24 protein-coding genes are annotated in these 26,232 nt (G+C 35.5%); 23 read left to right on the plus strand and 1 reads right to left on the minus strand.

Annotation, left to right across the window (positions count from 1 at the left end):
- The first annotated feature begins 35 nt into the window (after positions 1-35).
- The 16 genes from DXD12_RS05105 (at position 36) to DXD12_RS05180 (ending at position 16,614) form a co-directional block, all read left to right on the plus strand.
- Positions 36-863 (plus strand): aldolase/citrate lyase family protein, encoded by an 828-nt coding sequence (locus tag DXD12_RS05105; RefSeq protein WP_118637656.1) that lies wholly within the window; start codon positions 36-38, stop codon positions 861-863.
- On the plus strand, positions 860-2,068 hold the full coding sequence (locus tag DXD12_RS05110) for an alanine racemase (protein ID WP_118637658.1): 1,209 nt from the start codon (positions 860-862) through the stop codon (positions 2,066-2,068). Before DXD12_RS05105 ends, DXD12_RS05110 begins: the two co-directional genes overlap by 4 nt.
- 21 nt (positions 2,069-2,089) lie before the next feature.
- Positions 2,090-2,779, plus strand: a complete 690-nt coding sequence (locus DXD12_RS05115) for a sugar transferase (protein WP_118637660.1) — start codon at positions 2,090-2,092, stop codon at positions 2,777-2,779.
- Between the two features lie 17 nt (positions 2,780-2,796).
- On the plus strand, positions 2,797-3,723 hold the full coding sequence (locus DXD12_RS05120) for a branched-chain amino acid transaminase (RefSeq protein WP_118637662.1): 927 nt from the start codon (positions 2,797-2,799) through the stop codon (positions 3,721-3,723).
- A gap of 13 nt (positions 3,724-3,736) precedes the next feature.
- Positions 3,737-4,504: a glycosyltransferase family A protein gene (locus DXD12_RS05125; RefSeq protein ID WP_118637664.1), complete on the plus strand. Its 768-nt coding sequence runs from the start codon at positions 3,737-3,739 to the stop codon at positions 4,502-4,504.
- Positions 4,505-4,516: 12 nt separating this feature from the next.
- Positions 4,517-5,350, plus strand: coding sequence for a hypothetical protein (locus DXD12_RS05130; protein WP_118637666.1), 834 nt, complete (start codon positions 4,517-4,519; stop codon positions 5,348-5,350).
- Between the two features lie 55 nt (positions 5,351-5,405).
- A complete protein-coding gene (locus DXD12_RS05135; RefSeq protein WP_118637668.1) occupies positions 5,406-5,999 on the plus strand; it encodes an acyltransferase in 594 nt (197 codons plus the stop codon).
- A gap of 25 nt (positions 6,000-6,024) precedes the next feature.
- Entirely contained in the window at positions 6,025-6,861 is an 837-nt protein-coding gene (locus tag DXD12_RS05140) for an NAD(P)-dependent oxidoreductase (protein ID WP_118637943.1), read from the plus strand.
- A 5-nt stretch (positions 6,862-6,866) separates the two neighbouring features.
- Entirely contained in the window at positions 6,867-7,667 is an 801-nt protein-coding gene (locus tag DXD12_RS05145; protein WP_118637670.1) for a glycosyltransferase, read from the plus strand.
- A 32-nt stretch (positions 7,668-7,699) separates the two neighbouring features.
- Positions 7,700-8,977: an O-antigen polymerase gene (locus DXD12_RS05150; protein ID WP_118637672.1), complete on the plus strand. Its 1,278-nt coding sequence runs from the start codon at positions 7,700-7,702 to the stop codon at positions 8,975-8,977.
- A 36-nt stretch (positions 8,978-9,013) separates the two neighbouring features.
- Entirely contained in the window at positions 9,014-10,933 is a 1,920-nt protein-coding gene (locus DXD12_RS05155) for an HAD family hydrolase (RefSeq protein ID WP_118637674.1), read from the plus strand.
- A gap of 6 nt (positions 10,934-10,939) precedes the next feature.
- Positions 10,940-12,379 (plus strand): flippase, encoded by a 1,440-nt coding sequence (locus DXD12_RS05160; RefSeq protein ID WP_118637676.1) that lies wholly within the window; start codon positions 10,940-10,942, stop codon positions 12,377-12,379.
- 77 nt (positions 12,380-12,456) lie between these two features.
- A complete protein-coding gene (locus DXD12_RS05165) occupies positions 12,457-13,533 on the plus strand; it encodes an acyltransferase (RefSeq protein ID WP_118637678.1) in 1,077 nt (358 codons plus the stop codon).
- A gap of 37 nt (positions 13,534-13,570) precedes the next feature.
- Positions 13,571-14,809 carry a nucleotide sugar dehydrogenase gene (locus DXD12_RS05170; protein WP_118637680.1) on the plus strand — a complete coding sequence of 413 codons (1,239 nt, stop codon included), beginning with the start codon at positions 13,571-13,573 and terminating at the stop codon, positions 14,807-14,809.
- Positions 14,810-14,917: 108 nt separating this feature from the next.
- Positions 14,918-15,817: a hypothetical protein gene (locus DXD12_RS15135; RefSeq protein ID WP_147354010.1), complete on the plus strand. Its 900-nt coding sequence runs from the start codon at positions 14,918-14,920 to the stop codon at positions 15,815-15,817.
- Positions 15,811-16,614 carry a glycosyltransferase family A protein gene (locus DXD12_RS05180; RefSeq protein ID WP_118637684.1) on the plus strand — a complete coding sequence of 268 codons (804 nt, stop codon included), beginning with the start codon at positions 15,811-15,813 and terminating at the stop codon, positions 16,612-16,614. Before DXD12_RS15135 ends, DXD12_RS05180 begins: the two co-directional genes overlap by 7 nt.
- On the opposite strand, the gene DXD12_RS05185 is transcribed toward DXD12_RS05180, so the two are convergent.
- Positions 16,611-17,438 (minus strand): glycosyltransferase, encoded by an 828-nt coding sequence (locus DXD12_RS05185; protein ID WP_118637686.1) that lies wholly within the window; start codon positions 17,436-17,438, stop codon positions 16,611-16,613. The genes DXD12_RS05180 and DXD12_RS05185 overlap by 4 nt on opposite strands.
- Before the next feature lie 157 nt (positions 17,439-17,595).
- Here DXD12_RS05185 and DXD12_RS05190 point away from each other — a divergent pair, with 157 nt between their 5' ends.
- From DXD12_RS05190 to DXD12_RS05220, 7 genes are all read left to right on the plus strand, one after another.
- Positions 17,596-18,756: a hypothetical protein gene (locus tag DXD12_RS05190; protein ID WP_147354011.1), complete on the plus strand. Its 1,161-nt coding sequence runs from the start codon at positions 17,596-17,598 to the stop codon at positions 18,754-18,756.
- Entirely contained in the window at positions 18,740-19,627 is an 888-nt protein-coding gene (locus tag DXD12_RS05195) for a glycosyltransferase family A protein (protein WP_118637690.1), read from the plus strand. The genes DXD12_RS05190 and DXD12_RS05195 overlap by 17 nt, the downstream gene beginning before the upstream one ends.
- 18 nt (positions 19,628-19,645) lie before the next feature.
- Positions 19,646-20,809, plus strand: coding sequence for a hypothetical protein (locus tag DXD12_RS05200; RefSeq protein ID WP_118637692.1), 1,164 nt, complete (start codon positions 19,646-19,648; stop codon positions 20,807-20,809).
- Positions 20,806-22,125 (plus strand): exopolysaccharide biosynthesis polyprenyl glycosylphosphotransferase, encoded by a 1,320-nt coding sequence (locus DXD12_RS05205; protein ID WP_118637694.1) that lies wholly within the window; start codon positions 20,806-20,808, stop codon positions 22,123-22,125. The genes DXD12_RS05200 and DXD12_RS05205 overlap by 4 nt, the downstream gene beginning before the upstream one ends.
- A 1-nt stretch (position 22,126) precedes the next feature.
- Entirely contained in the window at positions 22,127-22,909 is a 783-nt protein-coding gene (locus tag DXD12_RS05210; protein ID WP_118637696.1) for a glycosyltransferase family 2 protein, read from the plus strand.
- A gap of 13 nt (positions 22,910-22,922) precedes the next feature.
- Positions 22,923-24,302, plus strand: coding sequence for a lipopolysaccharide biosynthesis protein (locus DXD12_RS05215; protein WP_118637698.1), 1,380 nt, complete (start codon positions 22,923-22,925; stop codon positions 24,300-24,302).
- Positions 24,303-24,537: 235 nt separating this feature from the next.
- Positions 24,538-25,962 (plus strand): hypothetical protein, encoded by a 1,425-nt coding sequence (locus DXD12_RS05220; protein WP_118637700.1) that lies wholly within the window; start codon positions 24,538-24,540, stop codon positions 25,960-25,962.
- Positions 25,963-26,232: the final 270 nt, after the last annotated feature.

Consider the following 26,232-nt stretch of genomic DNA (forward strand, 5'->3'; position numbering starts at 1 on the left):
AAAAATTTTAGAATACAAGTGGATGGGAGATAAAAATGCCATTAGTTTTGATGTATATAACTAATAATCCGAAGATTGCGTTAATTGCTGAAAAATATGGGGTTGATAGAATTTGGATTGATTTAGAAACCCTTGGAAAAGAAGAACGTCAAAAGGGATTAAATACGGTAAAGTCAAAACATACCATAGATGATATAAGGGAAATAAAACCCTTATTAACAACATCGCAATTGTTGGTACGCGTTAATCCATGGAATGTGTGCTCTATTAAAGAAATAGATGATGTCATATCGGCAGGAGCGGATATAGTTATGCTTCCGATGTGGAAAACTTCGCAGGAAGTGGAAAACTTTGTAAGAGCTGTTGATGGTAGGTGTAAAACAACATTGCTTCTTGAGACGAAGGAGGCTGTGGAATGTTTAGATGATGTGTTACAACTGGGGGGAATAGATGAAATACATATAGGATTAAATGATTTGCATTTATCTTATAAATTGGATTTTATGTTCGAGTTATTAACAAATGGTACTGTTGAAAAATTGACGAAAAAGATTAGAAAAGCTGGTTTGCCATATGGATTTGGTGGAATAGCGCGCATTGGAAGTGGAGATTTACCTGCAGAAAAAATAATTATAGAACATTATCGCCTTCAATCAACGAGAGCAATTTTGTCTAGAAGTTTTTGTAATACTGAAGTCGTCTCTGATTTGAAAGAAATAGAACGGTTGTTCAAAGAAAATATGAGGGTGTTAAGAGAATATGAAATGACGATAGGAAAAACGACAGATTTTATTTCGAATGAGAAGGAAATTAAAAGAATTGTTGAAAACATTGTTAATAAAAAGAAAGAGTTAAAAAAATGATTATTGATAAAAAAATGATTTCTACTTTACGAGCTAATTATGGGGATGCGTTTTATATTCTTGATTCAAGACAATTTCAAAATAATTTTTTAGAGTTAAAAAGTGAATTTGCCTCTATATATCCTAATTTTAATATTGCATACTCTTACAAAACGAACTACATACCAAAATTATGTAAGATAGTAAATGAATTAGGCGGATATGCAGAAACTGTTTCAGAGATGGAAGTAGAACTTGCATTGAAGTGCGGAGTTACTCCAGATAGGATTATATGGAACGGACCAATTAAAGAGCGCACAAAGTTAGCGGAGTTTCTCTTGCAGGGGGTAACGGTTAATATTGATTCATTGGAGGAAGCGGAGGATATACGTAGGATTGCAAAAGAAACAGAAAAAAAATTAAATGTTGGGATTAGATGCAATTACGATGTGGGAGATGGAGTTTGCTCACGTTTTGGATTTGATATTAATAGTCGAGATTTTAATCAAGTATTAGATATGTTAACACATACAAATAATTTACATTTTATGAACTTTCAATGTCACTTTGCAAAACGGCAATTAGAATATTGGCCAGCAAGGGCGAAAGGAATGATTCAATTACTGGATAAAGTGGGAATTATTCCTGATAGAATAGATATTGGCGGTGGAATTTTTGGTAAAATGCCAGAAGAATTAAAACAGCAAATCGCGACAAAAATACCAAATTATAAGGAATATGCTATTGCGGTTGCTACAATATTTCAAGAATATTTTAAGGATAAAGATAAGCTCCCGGAATTGTTGGTAGAACCTGGAACAGCAATTGTTGGGGATTGTATGAAATTTGTAGGGACAGTAAAAACAATAAAAGATGTTAGAGGAAAAAAAATAGCTTCAATACTGGGGAGTCAAAAAAATATTAGTATGTCAGGAGTTAATCCACCTATAGAGATTGTTCATATGGGGGAAACAGAGAAAAAGTATGAGAAGCTTGATATGGTGGGTTATACATGTATCGAGGGAGACGTGATTTATAAGGATTATAGTGGGAAATTAGCATTAGGGGATGCTGTTATTATTAGTAATTGCGGATCTTATTCGTTAGTCATGAAACCGCCATTTATTTTACCGAATTTTCCAGTGTTGGATATTTGCGGAAACGAAGTAGAGGTAATCAAGCGAAAAGAAACTTTTGAGGATATTTTTCACACATTTAAATTCTAAGTAAATATTAATGGAGTGGCTATGAAAAAGTTTAGTTTGTGCATAAAAAGAGTATTTGATATTCTGTCATCAGGAATATGTATTATTTTATTAACACCGGTTTGGATAGGAGTATCTATTGCAATAAAAAAAGATTCTGAAGGACCTGTTTTCTTTCGACAAGAAAGAAGAACAAAAGATGGTCGAGTGTTTCATATGCTAAAATTTAGATCTATGGTAGTAGATGCAGAACAAATGGGCGCGGGATTATTTAATTATAAAAATGATCCTCGCGTAACTAAAATAGGTAGAAAATTACGAGATAGCAGTATTGATGAATTGCCTCAGTTGTTTAATATTTTAAAAGGAGATATGTCAGTGGTTGGTCCTAGGCCATGCGTAACGTATGAGCTGGGAGATTTTGATACGCTTAATAATAAGTATAAAAAACGTTTTAAAGTAAAAGCTGGATTAACTGGATTGGCACAGATAAAAGGAAGAAACGATATTTCATGGGACGAGAAAGTTACATATGATAATGAATATGTTGATTTGTTCGCAAAATATGGTTTTTTAATAGATATTAAGATAGGAATTGAATCAATATTCAAGGCTTTTAAACATGAAAAAATTTATGAAAATAAAGTAGACGATTCTTTGGATGATGTGGAAGCAGCCAAAGCGGAGGAAACGGAGATTATTAGGCTGGCACATCAACCAGATCCTGAATAATCAGTAGGAGGGGTAATATGAAATACGACGTTGCACATAGAAGAATATGGTTTAAAGAACAGATATTGGATATCAATGATGCTAAGATAAATATTCTTGCACCTACATCTCAATTTGGGCTAAATGTGTTTGAAGGAATTCCATGTTATTGGAATGAAAATGAGAAACAGTTATATGCATTTCGATTAAATGACCATTATGATAGATTACTTCGTTCAGCAAAGTTGATACAAATTGACTGTAAATATACAAAAGAAAATTTAACAAAGGCTTTTTTAGAAGTTGTTAAAGCGAATGAGTATAAAGAAAATCTTTCAGTTCGTCAGACTTTATTTGTAGATGGATTTGGTTCGTGGGGCTCTGATGGACCGGTAGAGATGTTTGTGGCACCGATTCCGAGAGGAAACACTAGTGCTGAATATAATAAAAAGGGCTTAAATGTTTGTATAACATCATGGAGAAGAATTAGTGATGAGAATCTTTCGCCACGAATAAAATGTGGTGCAAATTATATTAATAGTCGAGTGGGACAGAGAGAGGCGCTTCGCAATGGCTATGATACCTGTATTTTTTTGAATGAAAGGGGAAAGGTTTCAGAAGGACCAGGTTCTTGCTTTTTTATTGTAAAAGGTAAAACGCTCATTACACCGAAACTTACGGATAGTGTTCTTGAAAGTATTACAAGAGATACTGTAATAAAAATTGCACAGAGTAAAGGCTTGCCGGTAATTGAGAGGACGATTGACAGAACAGAATTATATACTTGTGATGAGGCATTTTTATGCGGTTCAGCAATGGAAATGACACCAGTATTTAGTGTAGATAAATATAAGGTTGGAGAAGGAACAACTGGAAATATTACTAGAGAGCTTCATGTTGCGTATCTTAACGTTGTGAGGGGAGAATTAGAACAATTTAGAGACTGGGTTACGCCAGTTTATTAATTGGGAGAAGAAAATGGAACGTCAGTATGTCAAGGGAAGGGTATCGGTTATTACACCAATTTTTAATGCAGAACGATACTTAAAAGAAACGATAGAGTCAGTTCTTTCTCAAACTTATAAGAATATAGAGATTATATTGGTGGATGATTGTTCGAAGGATAAGTCGGCACAGATTATTAAACAGATGCAAAAGTTGCATCCAGAAATAATATATTTTTGTCAGCCAAAGAATATGGGAGCTGGAGCAGCTAGAAATAGAGCGTTAGAATTAGCGACGGGACAGTATGTAGCGTTTTTAGATGGTGATGATTTATGGTTGCCAGAAAAAACAAAGCGTCAAATTGAACTTATGAAAAAAACGAAAAGTCCATTTGTGTATGCTGCTATTGAAATGATAAATCAGAATGGTGAGATAATAAAGAAAAAACGTAATATCAAGGAAAGCTGTGATTATAGATATCTTTTGCATAATACAATTATTGCAACTTCTTCTGTTATGGTTGATAGAGAAATTGTAGGAGAATTTAGAATGCCCCTTCGAAGAGGGGGACAGGATTATGCAACTTGGCTTAGTCTTTTAAGAGGTGGAATTATTGCATATGGAATTAATGAGGCTTTAGTTAAATATAGGATTAGCAATAATTCCTTATCATCAAATAAATTTAAGAGTATTAAACAGGTATGGGAGATACAAACACAGGATGAACACATTGGTAGGCTTGCAGCTGGTTTTCATGTAACATGCTTCGCATGGAATGCTATGAAAAAATACTTTTTATAAGAGGTTTATAATATGGTAAAAGATATTTATAATGATGTTTCGATACTTGTGGTTGGGTATGATGGATATATTGATGTTTGGAATCACTTTTTTGAGTTGATGAATAAATATTGGAAAGATAGACCAAGTACATATTTGGCTACATCTGAATTAGAACCTTCATATGATAATGTGCATGTTGTTCCGGCGGGGAAAAATACGGAATGGAGTAAACGTGCCTTGGCGGGACTTGAAAAAATAAAGACTCCATATGTGATTCTGATGTTAGAGGATTTTTTTATTTCAGATTATGTAGATAATAAAATAGTAAAATCTTGTTTGGAGATGGTTGAACAAGATAAAATAAAGTTTTATCAAATACTTGTTCAGTTGGTAAAACAGACATGGGAAAAAGGTAAACCTTATAAAGGAAACAAACATATTCATATTGTACCAATTGATAAGAAATATGGACTTAATCTTCAAGCAGCCATTTGGGAAACTGATTTTTTGAAGAAAAAAATTGGGAATGAAAATTACAATGCATGGAAGTTTGAAATGAATCAGTTGGATAATGAAAAATATAACGAAAAACGAATAGAGTATTTAATAGATGATAGAAATATATTAAATATAACGCATACAATTGTTCAAAGTAGATATCTGCGCGGAGCCATTAAAAAAATGGAAAATATAGGTCATCATATAGATTTAAATGAAAGGGAAATGTTGAGTAAAAAAGAAGATTTTAAATACAATCTTAAACTTTTTATGTACAGTTTAACACCCAAAATCTTAACGAAGCCAGCAAAGGCAATTGGGAAACTTTTTAAGATTGACTTTGTAACAGATAGATTATCGAAATGATAAATATATCTTAAAAAAATTGAAAGATGAATTTAGAAGAATAGCTAATAATTATATGGAAAAATTAAAATTTTTTATTAAACAGATAATATCATTTGTAAGACATCCTATTTTAATGATATATATATGGAAAACGGGAAGCAAAAATGTGACAATAGGTTCGAGAATTTCAATTAGAAGAGTGAATTGTTTACAATTAGGAAATAAAATAGATATAGGAAACGATGCTCGCTTTTTATTTATAAAAGAATATCATGGTAAAACTTATGATCCGTCAATAAAAATAGGAAATAATGTTAGTATAAGAAATAGATTTTCAGCATTATCGGCGGAACCCATTATCATCAGTGACAATGTTTTGATAGCAAGTGATGTTTTAATAACATCTGAAAATCACGGAATTAATCCGGAAACTTGTATGAGCTATGTCGAGAATCCCCTAGAAGCGAAAGAGGTGTTTATTGGTAGTGGTTGTTGGATTGGAGAAAAAGTTACAATAATGCCTGGAGTAAAAATTGGTGAACGATGCGTTATAGCTGCTAATGCAGTGGTAACAAAGTCTATTCCTGCATATTGCATGGTGGCTGGAATTCCTGCAAAAATTATAAAGAAATATGATTTTAAGACACATAATTGGATAAATGCATAGAATTTTTAAGAAGAAAGGTAAAAATATGAAAATTTTAGTGACAGGGGCTAATGGCTATTTGGGTCAAGGAATTGTAAAAAAATTACTTGACAATGGTGTGGAGGTTGTGGCTACAGATGTTTCTCTTGAGCGTGTAGATGAACGAGCGATAAAAGAACCGTGTAATTTGTTTGAAATTGACGATCCATATGCATATTTTGGTAATCCAGATGTTTTGTTGCATTTAGCATGGCGGGATGGATTTATACATTATTCAGATTCTCATATGTTGGACTTGCCTAAGCATTTTTCATTTATTGAAAAAATAGCGTCTTCAAAAATAGAAATGATTGCTGTAATGGGAAGTATGCATGAAATTGGCTTTTATGAAGGGAGTATTGATGAGAATACTCCTTGTAATCCGGAGAGTTATTATGGAATAGCTAAAAATGCACTTCGCGAAGCTGTTAAAATAATATGCAAACAAAATGGAAAAAATTTTATGTGGCTTAGGGGATATTATATAGTAGGAAATACAAAATATGGCTCTTCTGTTTTTTCAAAAATTGCTGCAGCAGCTTTTGAGGGAAAGAAAACATTCCCGTTTACTTGGGGATTAAATCAATTTGATTTTATTGATTATGAGGAATTTTGTAAACAGACTTCAATGGCGGTAATGCAAAATGAGATTAGTGGTATAATAAATATTTGTTCTGGGAGACCGGAAAAGCTAGCTGATAGAGTGGAGCGATTTATAAGAGAAAATGGATTTGATATAAAGTTAGAGTATGGTGCATTTCCAGATAGACCATATGATTCTAAAGCGGTATGGGGATCCAATAAAAAAATTGAAGAAATAATGAAAATGATAAAAGAAAGATAATAGGTATGAAAAAAGAAAATTATAAATACATTGTAATAATTTTGACCTATCGTAATACAGAAGATTTGCTTGAGTGTATAGAATCTATAAAAAACAAAATAGACTCTGTAAAAATAATTATCGTTAATTCATATTATGACGAAGAGACTAAAAATGAAATAGAGAAAACTGCAAATGAGAGAAAATGTGATTTTATCAATATTGTAAATAAGGGCTACAGTTATGGGAATAATAGGGGAATAGAATATGCATTAGATAAATATATATTCGACTATATTATTATCTCCAATCCTGATATAGTGGTTGAGCAATTTGGTGAATTATCTGAACTGGATGCAGAAATAATAGCACCTAAAATAATAGCAGCTTCGGGGAAAAAACAAAACCCAATGCTGGTTAAAGAAAATCATTTTTCTGAGTATTGTATATATTGCGGATTGAAAAAAAATAATAAAATAATACTAGGAGTAGGTATGGTTTTCAATAGAGTAATAAATAGAATTGAAACCTTAAGAAAAAAAGGCAAGTTTGATATATTTGCAGCACATGGCAGCTTTGTTATCATAAAAAAAGTTGTAGTTCAAACAATAAAACCTCTTTATGATGAAAATGTGTTTTTGTTTGGAGAAGAAGGAATTTTGGCTTATAGATGCAGAATGAATGGGTTCAAAACAGTATATAATAATGATATTATAATAAAACATAAAGAAGATGGATGTATGAAACTTGCAGATTTTTCAATTAACAATGAGTTGAAAAAAGCAAATATTTATTTCTATGAAAATTATGTTTTAAAAAATAAATAAAAGAATATTAAAGATAAAAAGGGATATGGATAATGAGCGTTGAACTTTTAATATTAACTCTTTTTACAATGATAGTTGTTATGGCTTCAGTTAATTACTATCAACGAATTTGGAATCCAATTTTGTTATTTACAATAATGTTGTATTTGGGCGACATTCTTGCCCGAAGGAACGTTGACTCTGAAGAATTTAATAGTGCAACAATATGGATTTTGATTGGTGAATTCTTTTTTGTAAGCTTTTTTTTTACTACACAATATATTTTTAATAAAAAGATAAGAAAAGAAAAGTCAACTATTTTATACAATAATATATTTGTTGAAAAAATGCTGAATGTAAACATGGCTGTAAGTACTTTGAATTTTTTGGTGGGTTTGTATGCGGTTATGCAAGTTGCACCAAGCTTTTTAGATATATTTACAAATAGTACATATGTCAGGTATTTGTACTTACAGAGAAACAGTAGTATGTTAATTAGTGTTTGTGGTATTTTTTTGTCTTTAAATTTTTTTGTGACATTGTGTTTCTTCCCGATTGCAATGCAAAACAAAATAAAAAACGTGCTTCCTAAATTTTTGTTTGTTTTAATTATAAGGCTTTTAAGCTCTTTAATTACAATGTCAAAAGAAGGTTTTTTGATAGATGTTATTTATTTTATTTCTGTATATATGTTAGGAGTTAGAAATAAAAAAGAAGAGCACAAATTCTATATAAAGTATGGAACTGGGTTTGGTATAATGATAATAGCACTTATTGTTGTTATAAGCTTTCAAAGAAACTATGTTGTAAATGGGAGATATTCAAATTATCTAGAGGCAATATTAGGAACAATAAGTGAATACACTTCTGTAACAATAGAAGCTTTTGGAAAGTTAATAAGTAACAATTCGTTGGCATTTACAAAGGGAACACTATGCTTCAGACCATTTATTAATATTCTGTCTTACTTAGGAATTGGAGAGCATGTCTCCATAGTTCAAGATGTAGTTACGGATATAACGGATGTAAATGTTTATACAGCGTTTGGAAATATGTATAGAGATTTTTCCTTTGGTGGGATTATATGTTTAAGTGCTTTTTTTGGCTCTTTTTTTGGAATGTTGTATAATGTCAATTGTGGATATAATATTTCTAATATGGTTATTGACTCTATTGTAACAATGACAATGTTTTTTTTCTATTATGATTTGAAAATCATTCAGACAATTTATTTGTTTGTAATGCTGTATGCGCTTATTTTCGAATATGTAGTTCGAAAAGTATTATATATAAATTACAATTTGGAAAAAGATGAGTTGTTTCAAGTTTAGGGAACGCCTGATATTAAGATAGAAAAAGGAAATGATATGAATGAAAAAAATAATCAAATTCTTGCTGTAATAGATAAGAAAAAAACAATTTTTGTTGATTGTTTTGATACATTATTATATAGGATATGTTCACCAGAACAGGTGCTTGAACGTTGGTTTTATATGATCGCAGAAAAATATGAAATTGATTATATATGTGTGAAAGAAATATGGAAAATTAGTAAACAAATTAAAGACGAACCAATTGACGAACTATCATTTAAAAAAGTTGCATATAATATGTACAATCGGTTTGAATATATTAAAAGTATAATGCATACTTTTGAAGAGTTTTATAATTATATATTAGAAATATATATTCAAATCGAAGTGAGCGTTATTAGAATTAATCAACCTATATACACCCTTTTAAAAGATGCAAAAAAAAGGAAAAAGGATATTTGTTTAGTATCCGATTTTTACATGCCAAGAGCCTTTTTTGAGAGGATATTTATGATTCTTGGAATAAATGACTTGGTTGATAAAATGTTTATTTCATCTGAAGTTGGATATAGAAAAAGTAGCGGATTATTATTTGGAGAAATAATGAAAAATCTGAATTTAAATGCAAGCGAGATTTTGATGATAGGGGATAATAAGATAAGTGATTATAAAAGAGCTAGAGAACATGGAATAGATTCGTATAATATAAAAAAACATGATTTAAAGAAAGAGGAAACTTTAAATTATAAATTATGGAACTTGTTTGAAGGATTGCTGAGAGAAGCTCCGTTTGCGAATAATGCGTTTTCCATTTTTTTGTTTATAAGAAAATTGTTAAAAAAAGTTAAAGAAAAAAATATTAAAGATATATATTTTTTCTCTCGTGAGGGAGAATTTTTAAAAAAGGTTTTTGATACATTTTTGAAAGACACAAATTTGGATAAAAAAATCAGTACACATTATATGCTGGTTTCAAGAAAGTCAACATTTTTGCCATCGTTAAATGAAAATATAAAAATCGAAACTTTTTCTACATTAAAAAGAAGTATAAATAGTATTTCAATTAAAGATTTTATATTGACATTGGGGATGAAATTAGAGGATTTTAGTTCGAACTATAAGATTAATACGGATAGTGAAATTCGAAACTTTTTTGAAAGTAAAGAATTTGAAATGTTAATAAATAACGAATTGTTTGCGGAACGATATAAAGTTGCTGTTATACGTGAAAAAAAAGAGTTTAAGGATTATCTGGAAACGATAGGAATTGATGCTAATACGAAGAATATTGCGATAGTTGATATTGGATGGAAGGGAACTATTCAAGATAATTTGTATAATTTTTTTGAAGGGAGGTTGAAAATAGAAGGGTTCTATTATGGACTTGAGGGGGAAAGTTTGTTGAATCCAAATAATAGGAAGTATGGGCTTGTTTATACGGATGTTCCCATTAAAAGCCGTTTCTTTGGTATTTTTTCAACTAATCATAGATTGTTGGAGAGAATTTTGCAGGCGTCTCATGGTACAGCAAACTATTATTTTGGAGGACAATGTATTTTGGGGGAATTGGACGAAAATGAGAATGAATTATTTGAACAGATGAAGATTAACAAGGAACATATTTTGCAAATGATTCATATCTTAAATGTGCTTTTCAAAGAGAATGTTTGTAGTGAATTGCAAATTGAAAAGGTTGTAGCATATTTACATGAAACGTATTTATATTGTTATACAGACAGATTTTTTGCGGAAGAAAAACATACTGAAAACCTAATGTTAATGACATTTGGAACAAATAAACAATATGTTTCATATAGAGATATATTGAAATCCATAAGAAAAATGCCAAAAGTGGAGATGATAAATAAATTTTTGAAACTTGGAAGAAGAATTCATTGTAAGAGGATTGATGATGTGGTAGTTAGAGGTATTTATTGCCATAGAAAAAAGCAATTCTTAAAATTGGAGATATAATAATATATGGAAAAAAATAATTCTCTTAAGAAAAATGCAATATTAAATATAATATATAAACTCTCTAGCATGATTTTTCCGATGATTATTTATCCATATGTGTCAAGAGTGCTAGATGCAGAGTATCTTGGTAAAGTTACTTTTTTTTCGAATATAGCTAGTTATGGAATGCTAATTGGAGCATTAGGAATTTCGACGTATGGAATTAGAGCTGTTGCGAAAGTAAGAGATGATAAATTAAGGCTATCTAAAACTGTAAAAGAGTTGTTTTGGATAAATACATTAGTAACTTGTGGAGTAATCGTATTCCTCATATTGTCATTCGTATGGATAGATAAATTTCGGACAAACAGATGGTTATTTATAATTAGTATTGGTCAAATAGCTCTAGCACCATTTTCAATGGAATGGTTATATGGTGGGCTTGAACAATATACCTACATTACTAAAAGAGCTATTTTGTTTAAATTGGTTTCATTGGTTTTGATTTTTGGATTTGTTCATACGAAAAATGATTATATAATATATGCATTTATTTTAGCAGTTGCTTGTGTTGGAAACTATATATGTAATTTTGTTTATTCTAAAAAATTTATTTCTTTTAAAATAAAGGATAAATTGGAATTACAAAAACATATGAAACCAATATTAACCTTTTTTGCATCTTTGTTAGCAATAAGCATTTATACAAATCTTGATTCTTTAATGTTAGGCTTCATAAGCGGAGATAAGGCAGTAGGGCTTTATGATGTGGCTGTAAAGGCTAAAACGGTAATTTTATCTTTGATAAATGCAATAAGTGCAGTACTGTTACCGCGATTGTCATATTATATTGCCCAGGAAGAGCAAGAAAATTATAATAACACATTAAAAAGTTCTATTCGAATTATATTGATGATCTCTATTCCGCTAACAGTCTTTTTTGAAATCGAAGCGTGGGATTGCATTTTTATATTAGGGGGAATGAATTATGTGGCTGCTGTACCATGTATGATGATTCTCATGCCAATACTATTAATTTCTGGATTTTCAAATATCACTGGAAATCAAATATTGATACCTCATGGTTTAGAAAATTGTTATACTAAGGCGGTTATATGTGGAGCGTTTGTAGATGTTATTTTTAATGCCTTGTTTATGCCTATTTATGGAATTTATGGAGCTGCAATTGCAACACTTTTAGCTGAAGTTACTCAAATGTTAGTGCAAACCTTTTTTTCTAAAAAATATTTGCGAAATAAAATTGAGAAGGATTTTGCAAGACGAATTTTAATTGCGACTCTTGTAGCAGGAATCATAACAGCAGTATTAAGACTTATGGTAAGATTTAATCCTTTTTTAAATATATTAATTTGTTCAGGGGGATTTTTCATATGTTATATTTCGTTTTTGTTTGCCATGAAGATTGAAGAGATTTATATGGTTTTAAATAAGCTGAAAAAATAACAAGTGGTAAAATAAATTGAAAAATTATAATAGGTGTTATACACGGTTGTCGAATATAATATTAAGGGAAATGAAAAATGGATATCTTGCGTGAAAAGAGAGATAGCAATTTAGAATTATTGAGAATAGTAAGTATGGCAATGATTATTGCCTTCCATTATGTATATAAAGGAGGATTTGATTTTGAATCTGGCGGAACGATAATTAATAGAATGGTATATGATGTAGTATATCATTTTGGCGAGGTTGGAGTTAATTGCTTTGTGTTGATTTCTGGGTATTTTTTTGACAAAACAACATTTTCATGGAAAAAAGTCATTAAATATGCTGTTATGGTAGAATTCTATTTATTGCTTGGAAATATAATTTTGATTTGTTTTTTTGATGGTGACAAAATGAATTTGTTGAACTATAAACAATATATATACCTTATATTAGGGAATAAATACTGGTTTGTTAGTGCGTATATGCTAATATATGTAATTTCTCCATATTTAAAAAAAATGATTATTAATTTAGAACAAGTGGAATTAAAAAGATTATTAGTTATTCAATTGGTAATATGGTCTATTTATCCAACTTTAGGATTACTTGGATTAAATAATGGTGATACAGAGTCATCGCCTTATTATAATCGATATATATGGCTTTTGGTCATGTATTTTATGGGAGCATATATCAAATTATATGATATTAAATACATGAATGATTTGAAAAAATCAGTTTCACTATTTATAATTATAATATTAGGATTGCTTTTGTTTATCTTTTTTGAAGAATATGCGGATGTGAGAATGAAAGAAATTTCTGCGGTGTATTTTTGGAGACCAAATTCGGTTGTTGTATTTTTGTTTAGCTTGACGTTGTTTTGTGTCTTTAAACATATAAAACTAGGGGTGAATGGAGCTATTAATTATATTGCCTCATGTACCCTGGGAATTTATATGTTACATGACGGGGTGTTAGCTAGCGTATGGTGGTATGATATATTTAAAAATGCTATGTATCAATATTCAAAAAAATTCCCATTTATGATAATGTTTGCTGTTGTTATTATTTTTATATGTGGAATTGTTATTGAAAGTATACTGAAATTTATGGATAAATATTTAAAATTAAAGTGTAAAAGGATTTGGATTGAGTTGAAAAGTTGATGTTATGTAAATAGAAATTATAAGGAGTATTATAAATATGAAAATAGCAGTAGCTGGAACAGGGTATGTAGGACTATCAATAGCAACTTTACTGTCTCAACATCATGAGGTGGTGGCGATTGATATTATTCCTGAAAAAGTCGAAAAAATAAATAAAAGGGTAAGCCCAATTAGAGATGAATATATTGAAAAATATTTATTTGAAAAAAATTTGAATTTACAAGCAACGATGGATCCTAAAGAAGCATATGAAAATGCAGATTTTGTTGTAATCGCCGCGCCAACGAATTATGATAGTAAGAAAAATTTTTTTGATACATCTGCGGTAGAATCAGTAATTAAATTAGTAATGCAATATAATTCAAGCGCAATTATGGTAATTAAATCAACAATTCCAGTGGGATATACAAGGGCTATTAGAGAACAATTTCATTCTGATAATATTATTTTTAGTCCCGAGTTTTTGAGGGAATCAAAGGCCTTATATGATAATCTGTATCCTTCTAGAATTATAGTTGGAACAGATATGAAAAATGAAAGACTCATAAAAGTTGCAAATATTTTTGCAAAGCTTTTACAGGAGGGTGCAATTAAAAAGAATATAGATACTCTTATTATGGGTTTTACAGAGGCTGAAGCAGTTAAGTTATTTGCAAATACTTATTTAGCGCTTAGGGTATCATATTTCAATGAACTGGATACCTATGCGGAAATTAAAGGTCTAAATACAAAACAGATTATTGATGGAGTATGTCTTGACCCTAGAATAGGTTCTCATTACAATAATCCATCTTTTGGATATGGTGGTTATTGTCTGCCTAAAGATACAAAACAGTTGTTAGCGAATTATGAAAATGTTCCACAAAATATGATGTCTGCGATAGTAGAATCTAATAGAACAAGAAAAGATTTTATAGCGGATCGTGTTCTGCAAAAAGCGGGGTATTATGCTTATGAAAATGAAAACACTTATGATGCTTCATTAGAAAAGCAAGTTGTAGTGGGAGTCTATCGACTTACGATGAAATCAAATTCAGATAATTTTCGTCAATCTTCTATTCAGGGAGTTATGAAGCGGATAAAAGCAAAAGGGGCGGAAATTATTATTTATGAACCAACATTGGAGAATCATAGCACATTTTTTGGTAGCAAAGTGGAAAATAATTTAGAAGAGTTTAAAAAGAAAAGCCAGGTAATAATTGCCAACAGATACGATTCTGTTTTAGATAATGTAAGAAAAAAAGTTTATACGAGAGATTTATATAAAAGAGATTAATTCTAAGTGTCAATCAACGCAAAGGGAGGATGGAAAAAGTTATGGGAAATAGAATGCAAGTATTGGACTCTTTGAAGGGAATAGCCGCGATAGGTATATTTTGTATTCATGTCGGAGTTAATCATAATTATTTTACGGGGGGGGGTATATAACTTTTTTACAAATGGTTTAAGAGGGGTGGAAATTTGTTATATAGTTAATGCATTGCTTTTGATTAAATCTTATTCTGCAGGGAACTATACCCCATATGAATTATTCAAAAAAAACATAAAAAGTTTACTTCCGATGTATTATATATTTGTTTTATTGTATATACTTGTAAGGACATCTTTTGGGGAAAAATTTTCGAAAGGAACAGTAGTATCAGCACTGTTTTTTTTCAATTTTGTAAATCCGTATTGGAGCAATAAATTGGGAGGTACATTATTTTATTCATGTTTGGTAGTATCTTGGATGATTTATTTGGTTTGTTTTAAGTATATAAAAAATTTAAAAGCAAGTCTTGTTTTTGGGGGTATTGTCTTATTTTTTACATTATACTATATGCCTTTTCATTTATCGAATGAAGAAAACATAAATTATTTATATAGATGTATTAGTTCGTTTTCAGTTGGCCCTGTGATTTGGTATATTGTTACTTCTGAAAAATATAAAAAATTATTATTTCCCCAAATGGAAAAATTGATAATTACTGGATTTATGTGCTTTATAATATGGTTTGACTTTTTTTATGGCTTCATGTCTATGTTTGATTTTTATGGAATTATTATGATTTTGATAATTATTAATTATAATGATCCATGTGTTATTTTAAATAATGTTATTTTGAATTATTTAGGAAAAAGAATTTTTCCAATATTTTGTTCGCATATTTTGGTATATACTATATTAGATAGGTATATTAAAATTGGTAATTTTTGGTTTGTTATGACAGTAATATTTACATTAATCTTATCAGAGACGGCTTATCAAGTGGATTTATTCTTTAAAAGAAAATCGAGGTGTTAATTATAAAATTAGAAGTACTGTTATCGGCAATGTATTTGGATAATTATAGATATATTGATTCTTTAAATATTGTAAGTGATTGCGTTTTGGTGAATCAATGTAATCGAGAGATGAAGAGTTGTGTTAGAGAACAAAAACGGAAAATTTGTTATATAGAAACAACTGAACGAGGGTTAAGCAAAAGCCGTAATATGGCAATTCGAAACGCAACGGGCGATATTTGGATCCTTTGTGATAATGATGTGGAATATCTTCAAAATTATGATCAGTTGATTTTAGAGCAATATGAAAAACATCCTGAATATGATGGAATTGTTTTTCATGTAGAATCTCCTATTAACCCAGTACCATGTTTTCCAACGGAGCGAGAGATAAATTATTTGTCTTGTGGAAAGATAATATCATATGAAATATCTTTTCGGCGAGAGCGAGTAAAAGATATTCAATTTGATGAATTGATCGGTGCTGGCACTCGATTTAAAATGGGAGAAGAAAATGCGTTCCTTTATGAATGTCTGCGCCGAGGTCTTCGTATTTATTATATTCCAATTAAAATTGCTAAGCTTCGATATGAACCGTCAACCTGGAATACTGGATTTGATCGAGAGTATATGATTGGTCGAGGAGCAAGTTTTGATGCAATGACCAGTAGATGGTCTTGGCTATTGATTTTGCAATTTGCTGTGAGAAAGTATAAGCTTTATAGAGGCAAGTTGAAACTTGCAGAAGCGATAGCGGGAATGTTGGAGGGACGGAGGTTGTATCGGAAAGAGAAGAAAGGCAGTGCTGTGGGTTAGCGACACTGCCTTTTTTTGGCTATGGAGTGTTGAAGCTTATTATGGTAGGTTTGAAGAGTTTTGAGAACACCATTATGCTGAATCCGGTATAGAAAAGCACCAAGGTGCCCGCCAAGGTGTTCTCCCAGAACGTGCTTATATTTTTGAGTATAGAGCATGGCTTGTTTTGTTTCCGGATCGATCCATGTACCATTAAAAAGATGGTTGCTATAGGTATGATCGGAGAAATCTTCGCCTTCTTTTCGGTAGGGATGAAACGGGCAGAAATAAGTCATAGGATAGATGTGAATGTCTTTTAGCATCTGTTCTTGATTTTGAAATTGTAATCCCCGCTGGCGGCATAATTGAGTTAGTAAAGTGGGATTTGGCGTTGTGTCAAAGGAACCATTTGGAAGTAAAAAGTGTCGTTTGTTGTAATCTTCCAACATTTGCTGAATCAAGGGGTTACCGGCCTGGCTGCCGATAACACAGGTGCCGATAGAAGAGGATGTTTCTAGTCCGGCAAATGCCTGATCGGATAGTAAAGGATCAAAAGAGCGAAGAACCAAGACATCGGTATCCAGATAGATTCCGCCATACTGGTTTAGAACGTCAAGTCGTACATAGTCAGATACAAAGGCGTATTTTTTTGCTTCAAAGGCCTCTTTAACATAGTTGCAGGCGCCGAGATTTGAATTTTCAGCATTCCATTCCATGATGGTATAGTCGGGGAGCATTTGTTTCCAACTACTGATGCATTTGTAGACAAGATCCGGGTAAGGAGCGCCTGGAGTTGGATTGAACCAACAGAAATGGATGATTTTGGGAATATATGATTTTGCCATGTGGAATTCCTTTCAATTGTGAGTTGTATTTATAGTAACACAGGAAAAGAAATCCTGCAATCCCGTTAGCTGTAAGGTTGCCTTTTGGGTATTTGGGCTTTATAATTAAGATTATTTGAGTAAGAGTAAGCAGGAAATAGTAGGGATGAGGTGTAAAATGAAACGAACTTGGTGGCAGGCGAGTATGGATTGGTTTGCAGTATTGGTTATGATGGTATTGATGTTGACATGTTGGATTAGCCAGGAGATCCGTGGAAAAGTTTTTTGGTATGCTAATTTGATTTTCTTTTGCCCGCTCGTGGCATTGTTTTTTAGCCAAATTGATTGGCTGCAAAAAGTAAAGGAGAAAGAGAAGGAAATATATATATTGATGACTGGAGTAGGAGCATCGATTGTAAATTTATTTTTAGCAAAGTCAAATATAGGGGCTATTTTTTCAATTTTAAATTTTCTTTTAATGCTTTATTTAGCAGATAAGGTTATGCTATCGAGAAAAATGATATATAGTTTGACATTGACCTGTATTGGTATAGTTTTATATTGGATTTTGTATAAACATGTAACCTTTGAGACAGCAGAATTTAATACTAATGGGGTTTCGCATGCAATATGTACACCTATGTTTTTTGGAGTGTATGGGATGTGTTGGCTTTTAGAAGATAAAATAAAGTGGGGAAGAAAAGAACGGGGGATATTATTTCTCTGCTTTTCTGCAATGGTGTTTTTACAAATAGTTAATTTGCGCGCAAGGGGAACGGCGTTGGGAATAATCACAGCTATATTTGTATATTATCTTCTACCAAAAAAAAAGTGGAGTGTGTATATGATATTGGTGGGGACGCTATTAATACCGGTAATTTACTTATTACTTGGAAATATGGGACTATTGAATATTATGTTTGCTGGGAAACGAATTATGAGTGGAAGGGATGAAATATGGGCTGTATTTGGCAGCGCTTATTTGCATCATCCAATTATTGGCATTGGTTCTAATTTTGGACGGGTAGTTCCACAGTTAGAAATAAAGGAGGTGCACCATGCGCTTTTAGACCTCTTGTTTGTACATGGTGGTTCAGTGTTTTTATTTGTTTTATATTTTTTGATAAAACGATTTAGAGACCTGTTTGGAAAGACGGAGAAAATAGAACAAGGTTCTAGGACAGCATTGGCGCTTAGTTTCCTCTATGGTATGATTATTATAGGAACATTTGAAAATTATTACATTGTGGCACCATGCAGTACAGTGTTTTTTTTAATTTTGGTGTTGGAATATCAAAAACTAAAGAAAGGTAAGGGATTGGTTGAAGAAGGAAAATAAGCCGGTTATAACTATATTTACACCAACTTACAATCGACAAAAATTGTTAAAAAGAGCATATGTTTCTTTATGTGAGCAGACCAGCAAGAATTTTATTTGGCAAATAGTGGATGATGGCTCAACCGATGACACATGGAAGGAGGTGGAAAAGTGGCAGAGCGAATCTGATTTTGAGATTCGTTATGTATCTCAAGAAAATGGAGGAAAGATGCGGGCTCATAACCGAGGGGTTCAATTGACAGAGACTGAACTTTTTGTGTGCCTGGATTCGGATGATGTTTTGACGAAAAGCGCGGTAGAGAGATTGTGTTATTTATGGGAGAAAATACCAGCAGAAAAACAGCAACAGTATGCAGGGTTAGTTGCCTATAAGGGAAGAGACGAAGAGTATACCTTAAATGGGGAGGTGTTCCCGGATGTAGAATCGGATTCTTTAATGGGATTGGAAGAAAAAGGCTTTCATGGTGAGACAACGTTAGTATTTCGAACGGAGATTTTGCGGGAATTTTTGTTTCCAGAGTTTGATGATGAGATATTTATTCCAGAAGCGGTTGTGTATGATCAAATTGATCGGAAATATTTATATAAGGTAATTCCAGAAATCTTTATGGTTTGTGAATATCAGCCGGATGGTTTGACTAGTCGGATTGCTAAATTGAGAGAGGAGAATCCGAATGGATGGCTTCTTTACTATCAACAGAGGATTGAACAGAGTGGGAAATCGCTGTTGCGGTATAAATATCAGGTTCATGCGATATGTTTTGCTTGGAAACTTCATATTCCAATTCATAAAGCGGTACCAGGGAGTGTTTGGGAGCGTTTGGCGGCACTGCCAGCGGCAATTTTGCTGTGTTGCAAGGGAAAACTGTAAAAATAGGATAAAAGTGAAATGAAAATTTTTTGGAGTGAAAATAAGAAAAAGTGCAGGCAGATAGGTACGTGGATAGTAAGTGTTTTGTGGATTTGGGTGCTGTTGTCGTACTGGTCATGCTTGCCATTTCCTAAATTTCCAATTTCGAATTTAGAGGTATCATTTTTTTTGATTTTGGGATTACAGATTGGGCTGTGTTGTGATGTGAAAGAGATGCTGTTATTTCGAAATCGTGAGTGGAATTATGTAGTTGTGATATTGGTAGTGACAGTAATATGTTTGTTTTTAGCGGGGTCTAGACCGGGAGCTTTTTTTACGGTAGGGAATTTTTGTTTGCTGTTATATGTAAGTGATCGATGGAATTGGAAATTAGGTGTACAATATTTAGGGATATGTGGCGTTTTTGGTGTTTATTTTCAATGGTTATTGTGGCCCTTACTTACAACTGCTGAACGGAATTTTAATGTGGCAGGAACGGTGATAGTTTTTATGACATTTGTCTTTATGACATTCTTAGAACGTTGGAAGAGAAGCAAAGGGATTTGTTTGTTGATACAATGTATTTTACTAATAATTGCTATTCGACAACTATCGGTTTATCGCGGAAGAGGAACTGCAAGCGCATTATTGTTTTTTGTTATTGTAAGATACTTGATTTGCGATAAATGGTGGAAACAAGAGAAAATATATAGAATTATGTTTGATGTATTAACAATTGGTTCAGTGATATTTGCAATTTTTTATACGCTTGCAGGGCAAATATTAGATCCAGATAAGGTAATGCGATTTATGGGAAAACGACTATTTTCTGGGCGGGATATGATTTGGTTGGAATTTTTGCAGCATTTTGTAAAGCAACCATTATGGGGAACAGGAACAAATTTTACGATTCAGAGCTTCTCAGAATTTAACGTACATAATGCCATGTTAGACATATTAGTAATTCATGGTATGGTCGTTTTTGTACTGGTAGTTGCATATATCTGGTGGAAGATGAGGAAAATTTATAAGATACATCCTAAGAATCCCCTGTTTATAACGGCGATGTCTGGCGTGATGGCAGTCTTCTGGGAGAGTGTAACCGATATGGATCTACTCTGGACCCCAGAACTTATGATTTGGTCGCTGATGTTGATGGTTTTGAACTCGGATCCAGAGAAGATACAGGAGAAAAAGGAATGATATTAGAAACAAAACGACGCCTTTATACATTGCTGGTCACAACTATTAATGTAATGGTTCAAGTATTATTGGTAGGTTATGTATGGTGGCGTTACTACAATTCAATGATTCGAATCGCGTTCTGGGTAAAGGGGCACATCTACATCATGTCCCTTTACGCGGTAGTGCTCCTACTTTTCATGCACATCTACGGCGCGACCCGCGTCGGATATTTTAAACGCTGGGATGCGATGCTGTCGCACTTGTTTGCGACGATCTGTGCAAATGTGTTTTTCTATGCGGAGCTCGCACTTCTGGCGTACAAGTTTCCGACGGTCAAACCGCTGGCGGCGGCTACGGTGCTGGCGTTTATATTTGAGTTAATCTGGCTGAAACTGGTTCTGCACTGGTACCGTCTGTTATTTCCGCCGCATAAGGTTCTTCTGGTGTACGGTCGTGAGAAGGAACAGGAGGCGCGTGAGAAGCTGGCGGAGCGCCGGGATAAGTTTCAGATCATTCAGGTGGTTCCGGCTGAAGAGCTGGGATCGCAGGATCTGGATGCGTATGATGCGGTCATGCTCTGGGATATCCCGAATGCTGTCCGCAACCGGATTTTGAAGAAGTGTTATGGAAAGCGCATTCGGATTTATATGATGCCGAGTTTATCGGATCTGATCTTATCCGGGGCAGAGATGATGCACTTTTTTGATACGCCGCTGTTTTTGATCCGGGGCGAGGCGCTCTCGATCGATCAGAGGTTTGTGAAGCGGGTGATGGATATCGTGCTGGCGGTGATATTGCTTTTAGTTTTATGGCCGTTTATGCTTCTGACGGCGCTTGCGATCTATCTGTATGATCGGGGACCGGTTCTGTATAAGCAGACACGGTGTTCTTTGTATGGAAAGGAATTTTCGATTTACAAGTTCCGTAGCATGATCACGGATGCGGAGAAAGACGGGGTGGCGCGTCTGGCAGGTAAGTCGGATGACCGTATCACGCCGGTGGGTAAATGGATCCGCAAGACGCGTTTAGACGAGCTGCCGCAGCTTTTGAATGTCCTGCGGGGCGATATGTCGTTTGTGGGACCGAGACCAGAGCGGCCGGAGCTGGTACGGGAGTATGAGAAGGACCTCCCGGAATTTGATTACCGGATGCACGTGAAAGCGGGATTGACCGGATATGCACAGATCTACGGAAAGTATAATACGGTTCCGTATGACAAGCTGAAGCTGGATTTGTATTATGTGGAACATTATTCGCTGTGGCAGGATATTCAGCTGCTCATATTGACGACGAAGATTGTATTTTCACCGGACAGCACGGAGGGCGTGAAGTAGGATGGTAAGTATTGTGATGCCTGCGTACAATGCGGCAGGGTATTTGAATGAGTCGGTGGAATCGGTTGTACATCAGACATATGGGGACTGGGAGCTTTTGATTCTGGATGATGCTTCTGAGGATGGAACGGCGCAGATGGCGACGGAATGGATACATCGGGACGCCCGGATCCGCTATGTGAAAAATGAGGAGAATCTGGGCGTGGCGGCGACGCGCAACCGGGGAGTCGCACTGGCGAAGGGCGAATGGATTGCTTTTTTGGACAGTGATGACGCCTGGGAGCCGGAGAAGCTGAATCGGCAGCTGGAGACGGCTAAGCAGCAGCAGAGTTCATTTTTATTTACCGGTTCTGCGTTTATGGATGAGATGGGAAAGCGGCTGGATTATATTCTCACGGTCCCAGAGAGGATCGGCTTTGGGGAGCTGGCGAAGCAGAATGTAGTTTCCTGCTCTTCGGTATTGATTCGAAAAGAGCTGATAGCGGTGTATCCGATGCAGGGGCGGCGGATTCATGAGGATTTTGTCGTGTGGCTGCGTATCCTTAAGGAGCGGAAGATGGAAGCGGTCGGCGTAAATGAGCCGCTTTTGATTTACCGGCTGAGCGCGGCTTCGAAATCGGGGAATAAATGGAAGGCGGCAGGGATGAACTGGCGTGTGTACCGGGAGATTCAGCTGCCGTTTTTGCTTTGCTGCTATTATCAGTGGTGCTATGCGGTAAGGGGGCTTAAGAAGTATGCGGGGATCCGAAAGAGCCGGAGGATTTCTGGGCATGAGCAGGTGTGACAGGAGAGGCTGAATGAATGAGATAAAAAAATTGATTAAGAGTACCGGAATCTATTTTCTCGGGACGATCGGGACGAAGCTGGTATCATTTTTGCTGCTTCCTCTTTATACGGCTTATATTGCGCCGGAGGCATACGGGCGTTATGATTTGAACATCAATTATGCGACGCTGTTTGCCTCCTTCTTTTTTCTGGACATCTGGACGGGTATCATGAAGTTTTTCTTTGAGCAGGAGTCAGACCGGGAGAAACAGAACGTGGTTTGCAGTGGAACGGTGATTTTCCTTGGTTCTTCGGTGCTGTATCTGGCGGCGATGATTCTGTTTGGAATCTGGAACGGGATGGAATATCTGCCGGGCGTGATTGCGTATGGTTTTTTTATGGTGCTGCAGAGTCTGTATGGATATCTGGCGAGGGCGTACGGGCATAATGCTTTGTTTGCAACCTCGGGAATCGTGGCGACGCTGGTGAATGCGCTTTTGAATGTGTTCCTGATTGTGGTGGTTCGGATGGATTACCGGGCGCTTTATATTTCGTATGCAGGTGGAATTCTGGTTCAGTGTGTGATGCTGGAACGCAGGGTAACGCTTTTGCGGGCGTTTCGGGGACATTGCATGACGAAGGAGATGATCCGCCAGCTGTTTCGTTTTTCTTTACCGCTCTGTGTGAATTCGCTTTGCTACTGGCTTTTGACTGGATATAACCGGATTATCCTGACGAACCGGCTGGGGGAGACGGCGAACGGGTATTATGCGATCGCGGCAAAGTTTGGCGGGACGCTTCTGATTGTCTCGTCCTGCTTTTCGATGGCGTGGCAGGAGCTGGCGTATGGAAAGTACAGTCGGGATCAGGACACGGGCCGTTTTTATGAGGCGGCGACGGAGAATTGCATTCAGGCGCTTCTTTATGGCTTTTGCGGGCTGATTCCGGCAATCTCGGTGGTGTTTCCATTTCTGGTGGACGCAAGTTATGAGGGGGCGCGGAATCTGGTGCCTTTAAGCATGGCGGCGACGCTGGCGGGGATTCTTTACACGTTTCTGGGAAATATCATCAGCACGTACAAGCGCAATGATTTGATGTTTGTATCGACGCTGGCGGCCTGCGTGGGGAATATCGTCAGTATGCAGGTTTTTGTCGGCGTCCTAGGGATTCAGGCGGCGAATCTGTCTCTGCTTTTAGGGTATCTGGTCAGCGACTGGATGCGGATGCGGACGATCCGGCGTGAGGTAGTCTATCATCCGGGATGGAGGTACTGCTTTTTTCTGCTTCCGCTGGCAGTTATTTCGGTTATGATATATTTGGCATGCGGCTTGTGGATGAATCTTTTGATGTTAGCGGTGGCTGGCATATGTACATTACATTTTGTCCTGAAGTTTGTTTCGATTCACAGATAGAAATGTTTTATGATAGCTATCTTAGATGATGGAAGAAAGCGATAGAATTTTAAGCTTTATAAGACTGGAATGCGGGAAAGAGGCTGAATGCTGGTTGTTTCGGCGGGTGACTTATGATAAAATAAAGAGGATTGTGACTGCGGAGAGATAAAGCGGCTGCGATCGATAACGGACGTGGTAGTTTGACCGCGTGAGAAAGAGATAAAACGATAAATATTCAACGGGGAGACAGAACATGGAATCAAATAATGGATATGGTCAGGGGATTGATTTAAAAGACCTAATGTTTGCGATTCTCCGGAAATGGAGAACGGTACTGGTGGTAGCAGTCGTGCTGGCTGCCGCACTGGGCGGTGGAAAGGCGCTTCAGGCATTTCGGGCGTCACAGGATGTGGAGACACAGACAGAGGCGAAGGATGCGTATGAAAGGGAGCTGGATTCGTACACAACGGCAAAGGAGAGCGGCGAGCGTGAGATTGAGAATATCAATGTTGATATCGAAGCGCAGCAGACGTATATGGATGAATCGGTTCTGATGAAGATGAGTCCGTATGATGTCTGTGAGGCGAGCGCGGATCTGTTTATTAAGACAGATTATCAGGTTATGCCGGGGATGGTATACCAGAATGCGGATTATACAGACAGTATTTTACAGGCCTATCAGTCGGCTGTGACGAGTGCAGCGCTGCAGGAAAATGTGGCCAAGACGGTGTCTTTGGAACCGCAGTATCTGAAAGAACTGATTTCGGTGAAACGCGGCAGCTTTACATCTGGTACGGCTGCGGATGGCACAGCTGGATATGCACGGTATACGAACCTGCTTACCATCAAAGTCCGCTATAGTGACAAGGAAAAAGCCCAGGAAATCCTGGATGCTATTTTATCGAATGTGACCGGTTTACAGGAACAGATTGCAGCAACGATTGGACCGCACACGGTCAGCATTGTGAATCAGGCAGTGGGCTCTACGGTTGATACGGATCTGGCAAAACAGCAGAAAGATGCCAGAGATCAGCTTACTGATCTGCAGCAGTCTCTTTCGGATAAGGAAGCTGCTTTGAAAGACCTGAAAGAGCCGTCTGCACCGTCATTAGGTAAAAGCGCTGTGGTAAAAGCAGGTGTGAAGTATGCGGTGTTAGGCGGTGTGCTGGGTGTTTTTGTGGTGGCATTCTGCATCAGCGCAGTGTTTGTGATGAGCGATAAAGTATATGCGGCGAAAGATATCCGCAGACGCTATGGCCTGGATCTTTTAGGTACAGTAGCAGCTTCGGATAAGAAGCTGGGGGCACTGGATGCTTGGCTGGCGCGTCTGGAAGGACGCAGGGTGGACAAAGATGCAGCTAAAAATGGTGCACTTCTGGCAGCAAATGTGGAAAACTATGCAGGAGAACACAAGAAGCTGTTGATAACAGGCCTGGTACCGGAAGAACGGCTGAAGGATATGGTTAAGATACTTCAGAAGACGCTGGAAGGCTATGAGCTGAGCGCAGGCGCGAATATGCTTGAGGACGCAGAGACGCTTAAGAAACTGCCGGAGTGTGAAGGCGTGGTTCTAGTTGAGCAGACAGGTGTGTCGTCTTATGTGGATATGACGCAGGAGATTGAGAAGATTAAGAGCATGGGTAAGGCGATAGTGGGCTGCATTGTGGTTGAAGGTTAAGAGAGTGGAATAGAGGTTTTGTGATGGGATCCCCTGGCGGTTTGGCTGGGGGATTTCTTCACAAAACCTTTCCAGAAAAAGAAAGGAAGCCGGTTAACTGCTGCATTTATTGAAGAAGAAAAGGACTTCCTCATGCCATTACCTGCTTCCCCGTATGAAACGGCTGTCTGGTCAATTTGTAAAGGATGAAAGATTATATATTACGATGGCAGCTGTGATGGCAGCTATAATATTAGGTTGGGAGTTGCTGTGTAATAAAAAGGTGGATAG

It is taken from the genome of Clostridium sp. TF11-13AC (assembly GCF_003481065.1).
GTDB classification, from domain to species: domain Bacteria; phylum Bacillota; class Clostridia; order Lachnospirales; family Lachnospiraceae; genus Otoolea; species Otoolea fessa.

What these genes read in the sequence shown, in the direction of transcription:
- DXD12_RS05140 (WP_118637943.1), top strand. Translation starts at nt 6,025, where the DNA reads ATGAAAATTTTAGTGACAGGGGCTAATGGCTATTTGGGTCAAGGAATT.
- DXD12_RS05190 (WP_147354011.1), top strand. Translation starts at nt 17,596, where the DNA reads ATGAAACGAACTTGGTGGCAGGCGAGTATGGATTGGTTTGCAGTATTG.
- DXD12_RS05215 (WP_118637698.1), top strand. Translation starts at nt 22,923, where the DNA reads ATGAATGAGATAAAAAAATTGATTAAGAGTACCGGAATCTATTTTCTC.
- DXD12_RS05110 (WP_118637658.1), top strand. Translation starts at nt 860, where the DNA reads ATGATTATTGATAAAAAAATGATTTCTACTTTACGAGCTAATTATGGG.
- DXD12_RS05205 (WP_118637694.1), top strand. Translation starts at nt 20,806, where the DNA reads ATGATATTAGAAACAAAACGACGCCTTTATACATTGCTGGTCACAACT.
- DXD12_RS05115 (WP_118637660.1), top strand. Translation starts at nt 2,090, where the DNA reads ATGAAAAAGTTTAGTTTGTGCATAAAAAGAGTATTTGATATTCTGTCA.
- DXD12_RS15135 (WP_147354010.1), top strand. Translation starts at nt 14,918, where the DNA reads ATGTCGGAGTTAATCATAATTATTTTACGGGGGGGGGTATATAACTTT.
- DXD12_RS05105 (WP_118637656.1), top strand. Translation starts at nt 36, where the DNA reads ATGCCATTAGTTTTGATGTATATAACTAATAATCCGAAGATTGCGTTA.
- DXD12_RS05170 (WP_118637680.1), top strand. Translation starts at nt 13,571, where the DNA reads ATGAAAATAGCAGTAGCTGGAACAGGGTATGTAGGACTATCAATAGCA.
- DXD12_RS05135 (WP_118637668.1), top strand. Translation starts at nt 5,406, where the DNA reads ATGGAAAAATTAAAATTTTTTATTAAACAGATAATATCATTTGTAAGA.
- DXD12_RS05125 (WP_118637664.1), top strand. Translation starts at nt 3,737, where the DNA reads ATGGAACGTCAGTATGTCAAGGGAAGGGTATCGGTTATTACACCAATT.
- DXD12_RS05210 (WP_118637696.1), top strand. Translation starts at nt 22,127, where the DNA reads ATGGTAAGTATTGTGATGCCTGCGTACAATGCGGCAGGGTATTTGAAT.
- DXD12_RS05200 (WP_118637692.1), top strand. Translation starts at nt 19,646, where the DNA reads ATGAAAATTTTTTGGAGTGAAAATAAGAAAAAGTGCAGGCAGATAGGT.
- DXD12_RS05160 (WP_118637676.1), top strand. Translation starts at nt 10,940, where the DNA reads ATGGAAAAAAATAATTCTCTTAAGAAAAATGCAATATTAAATATAATA.
- DXD12_RS05150 (WP_118637672.1), top strand. Translation starts at nt 7,700, where the DNA reads ATGAGCGTTGAACTTTTAATATTAACTCTTTTTACAATGATAGTTGTT.
- DXD12_RS05165 (WP_118637678.1), top strand. Translation starts at nt 12,457, where the DNA reads ATGGATATCTTGCGTGAAAAGAGAGATAGCAATTTAGAATTATTGAGA.
- DXD12_RS05185 (WP_118637686.1), bottom strand. Translation starts at nt 17,438, where the DNA reads ATGGCAAAATCATATATTCCCAAAATCATCCATTTCTGTTGGTTCAAT.
- DXD12_RS05155 (WP_118637674.1), top strand. Translation starts at nt 9,014, where the DNA reads ATGAATGAAAAAAATAATCAAATTCTTGCTGTAATAGATAAGAAAAAA.
- DXD12_RS05130 (WP_118637666.1), top strand. Translation starts at nt 4,517, where the DNA reads ATGGTAAAAGATATTTATAATGATGTTTCGATACTTGTGGTTGGGTAT.
- DXD12_RS05120 (WP_118637662.1), top strand. Translation starts at nt 2,797, where the DNA reads ATGAAATACGACGTTGCACATAGAAGAATATGGTTTAAAGAACAGATA.
- DXD12_RS05145 (WP_118637670.1), top strand. Translation starts at nt 6,867, where the DNA reads ATGAAAAAAGAAAATTATAAATACATTGTAATAATTTTGACCTATCGT.
- DXD12_RS05220 (WP_118637700.1), top strand. Translation starts at nt 24,538, where the DNA reads ATGGAATCAAATAATGGATATGGTCAGGGGATTGATTTAAAAGACCTA.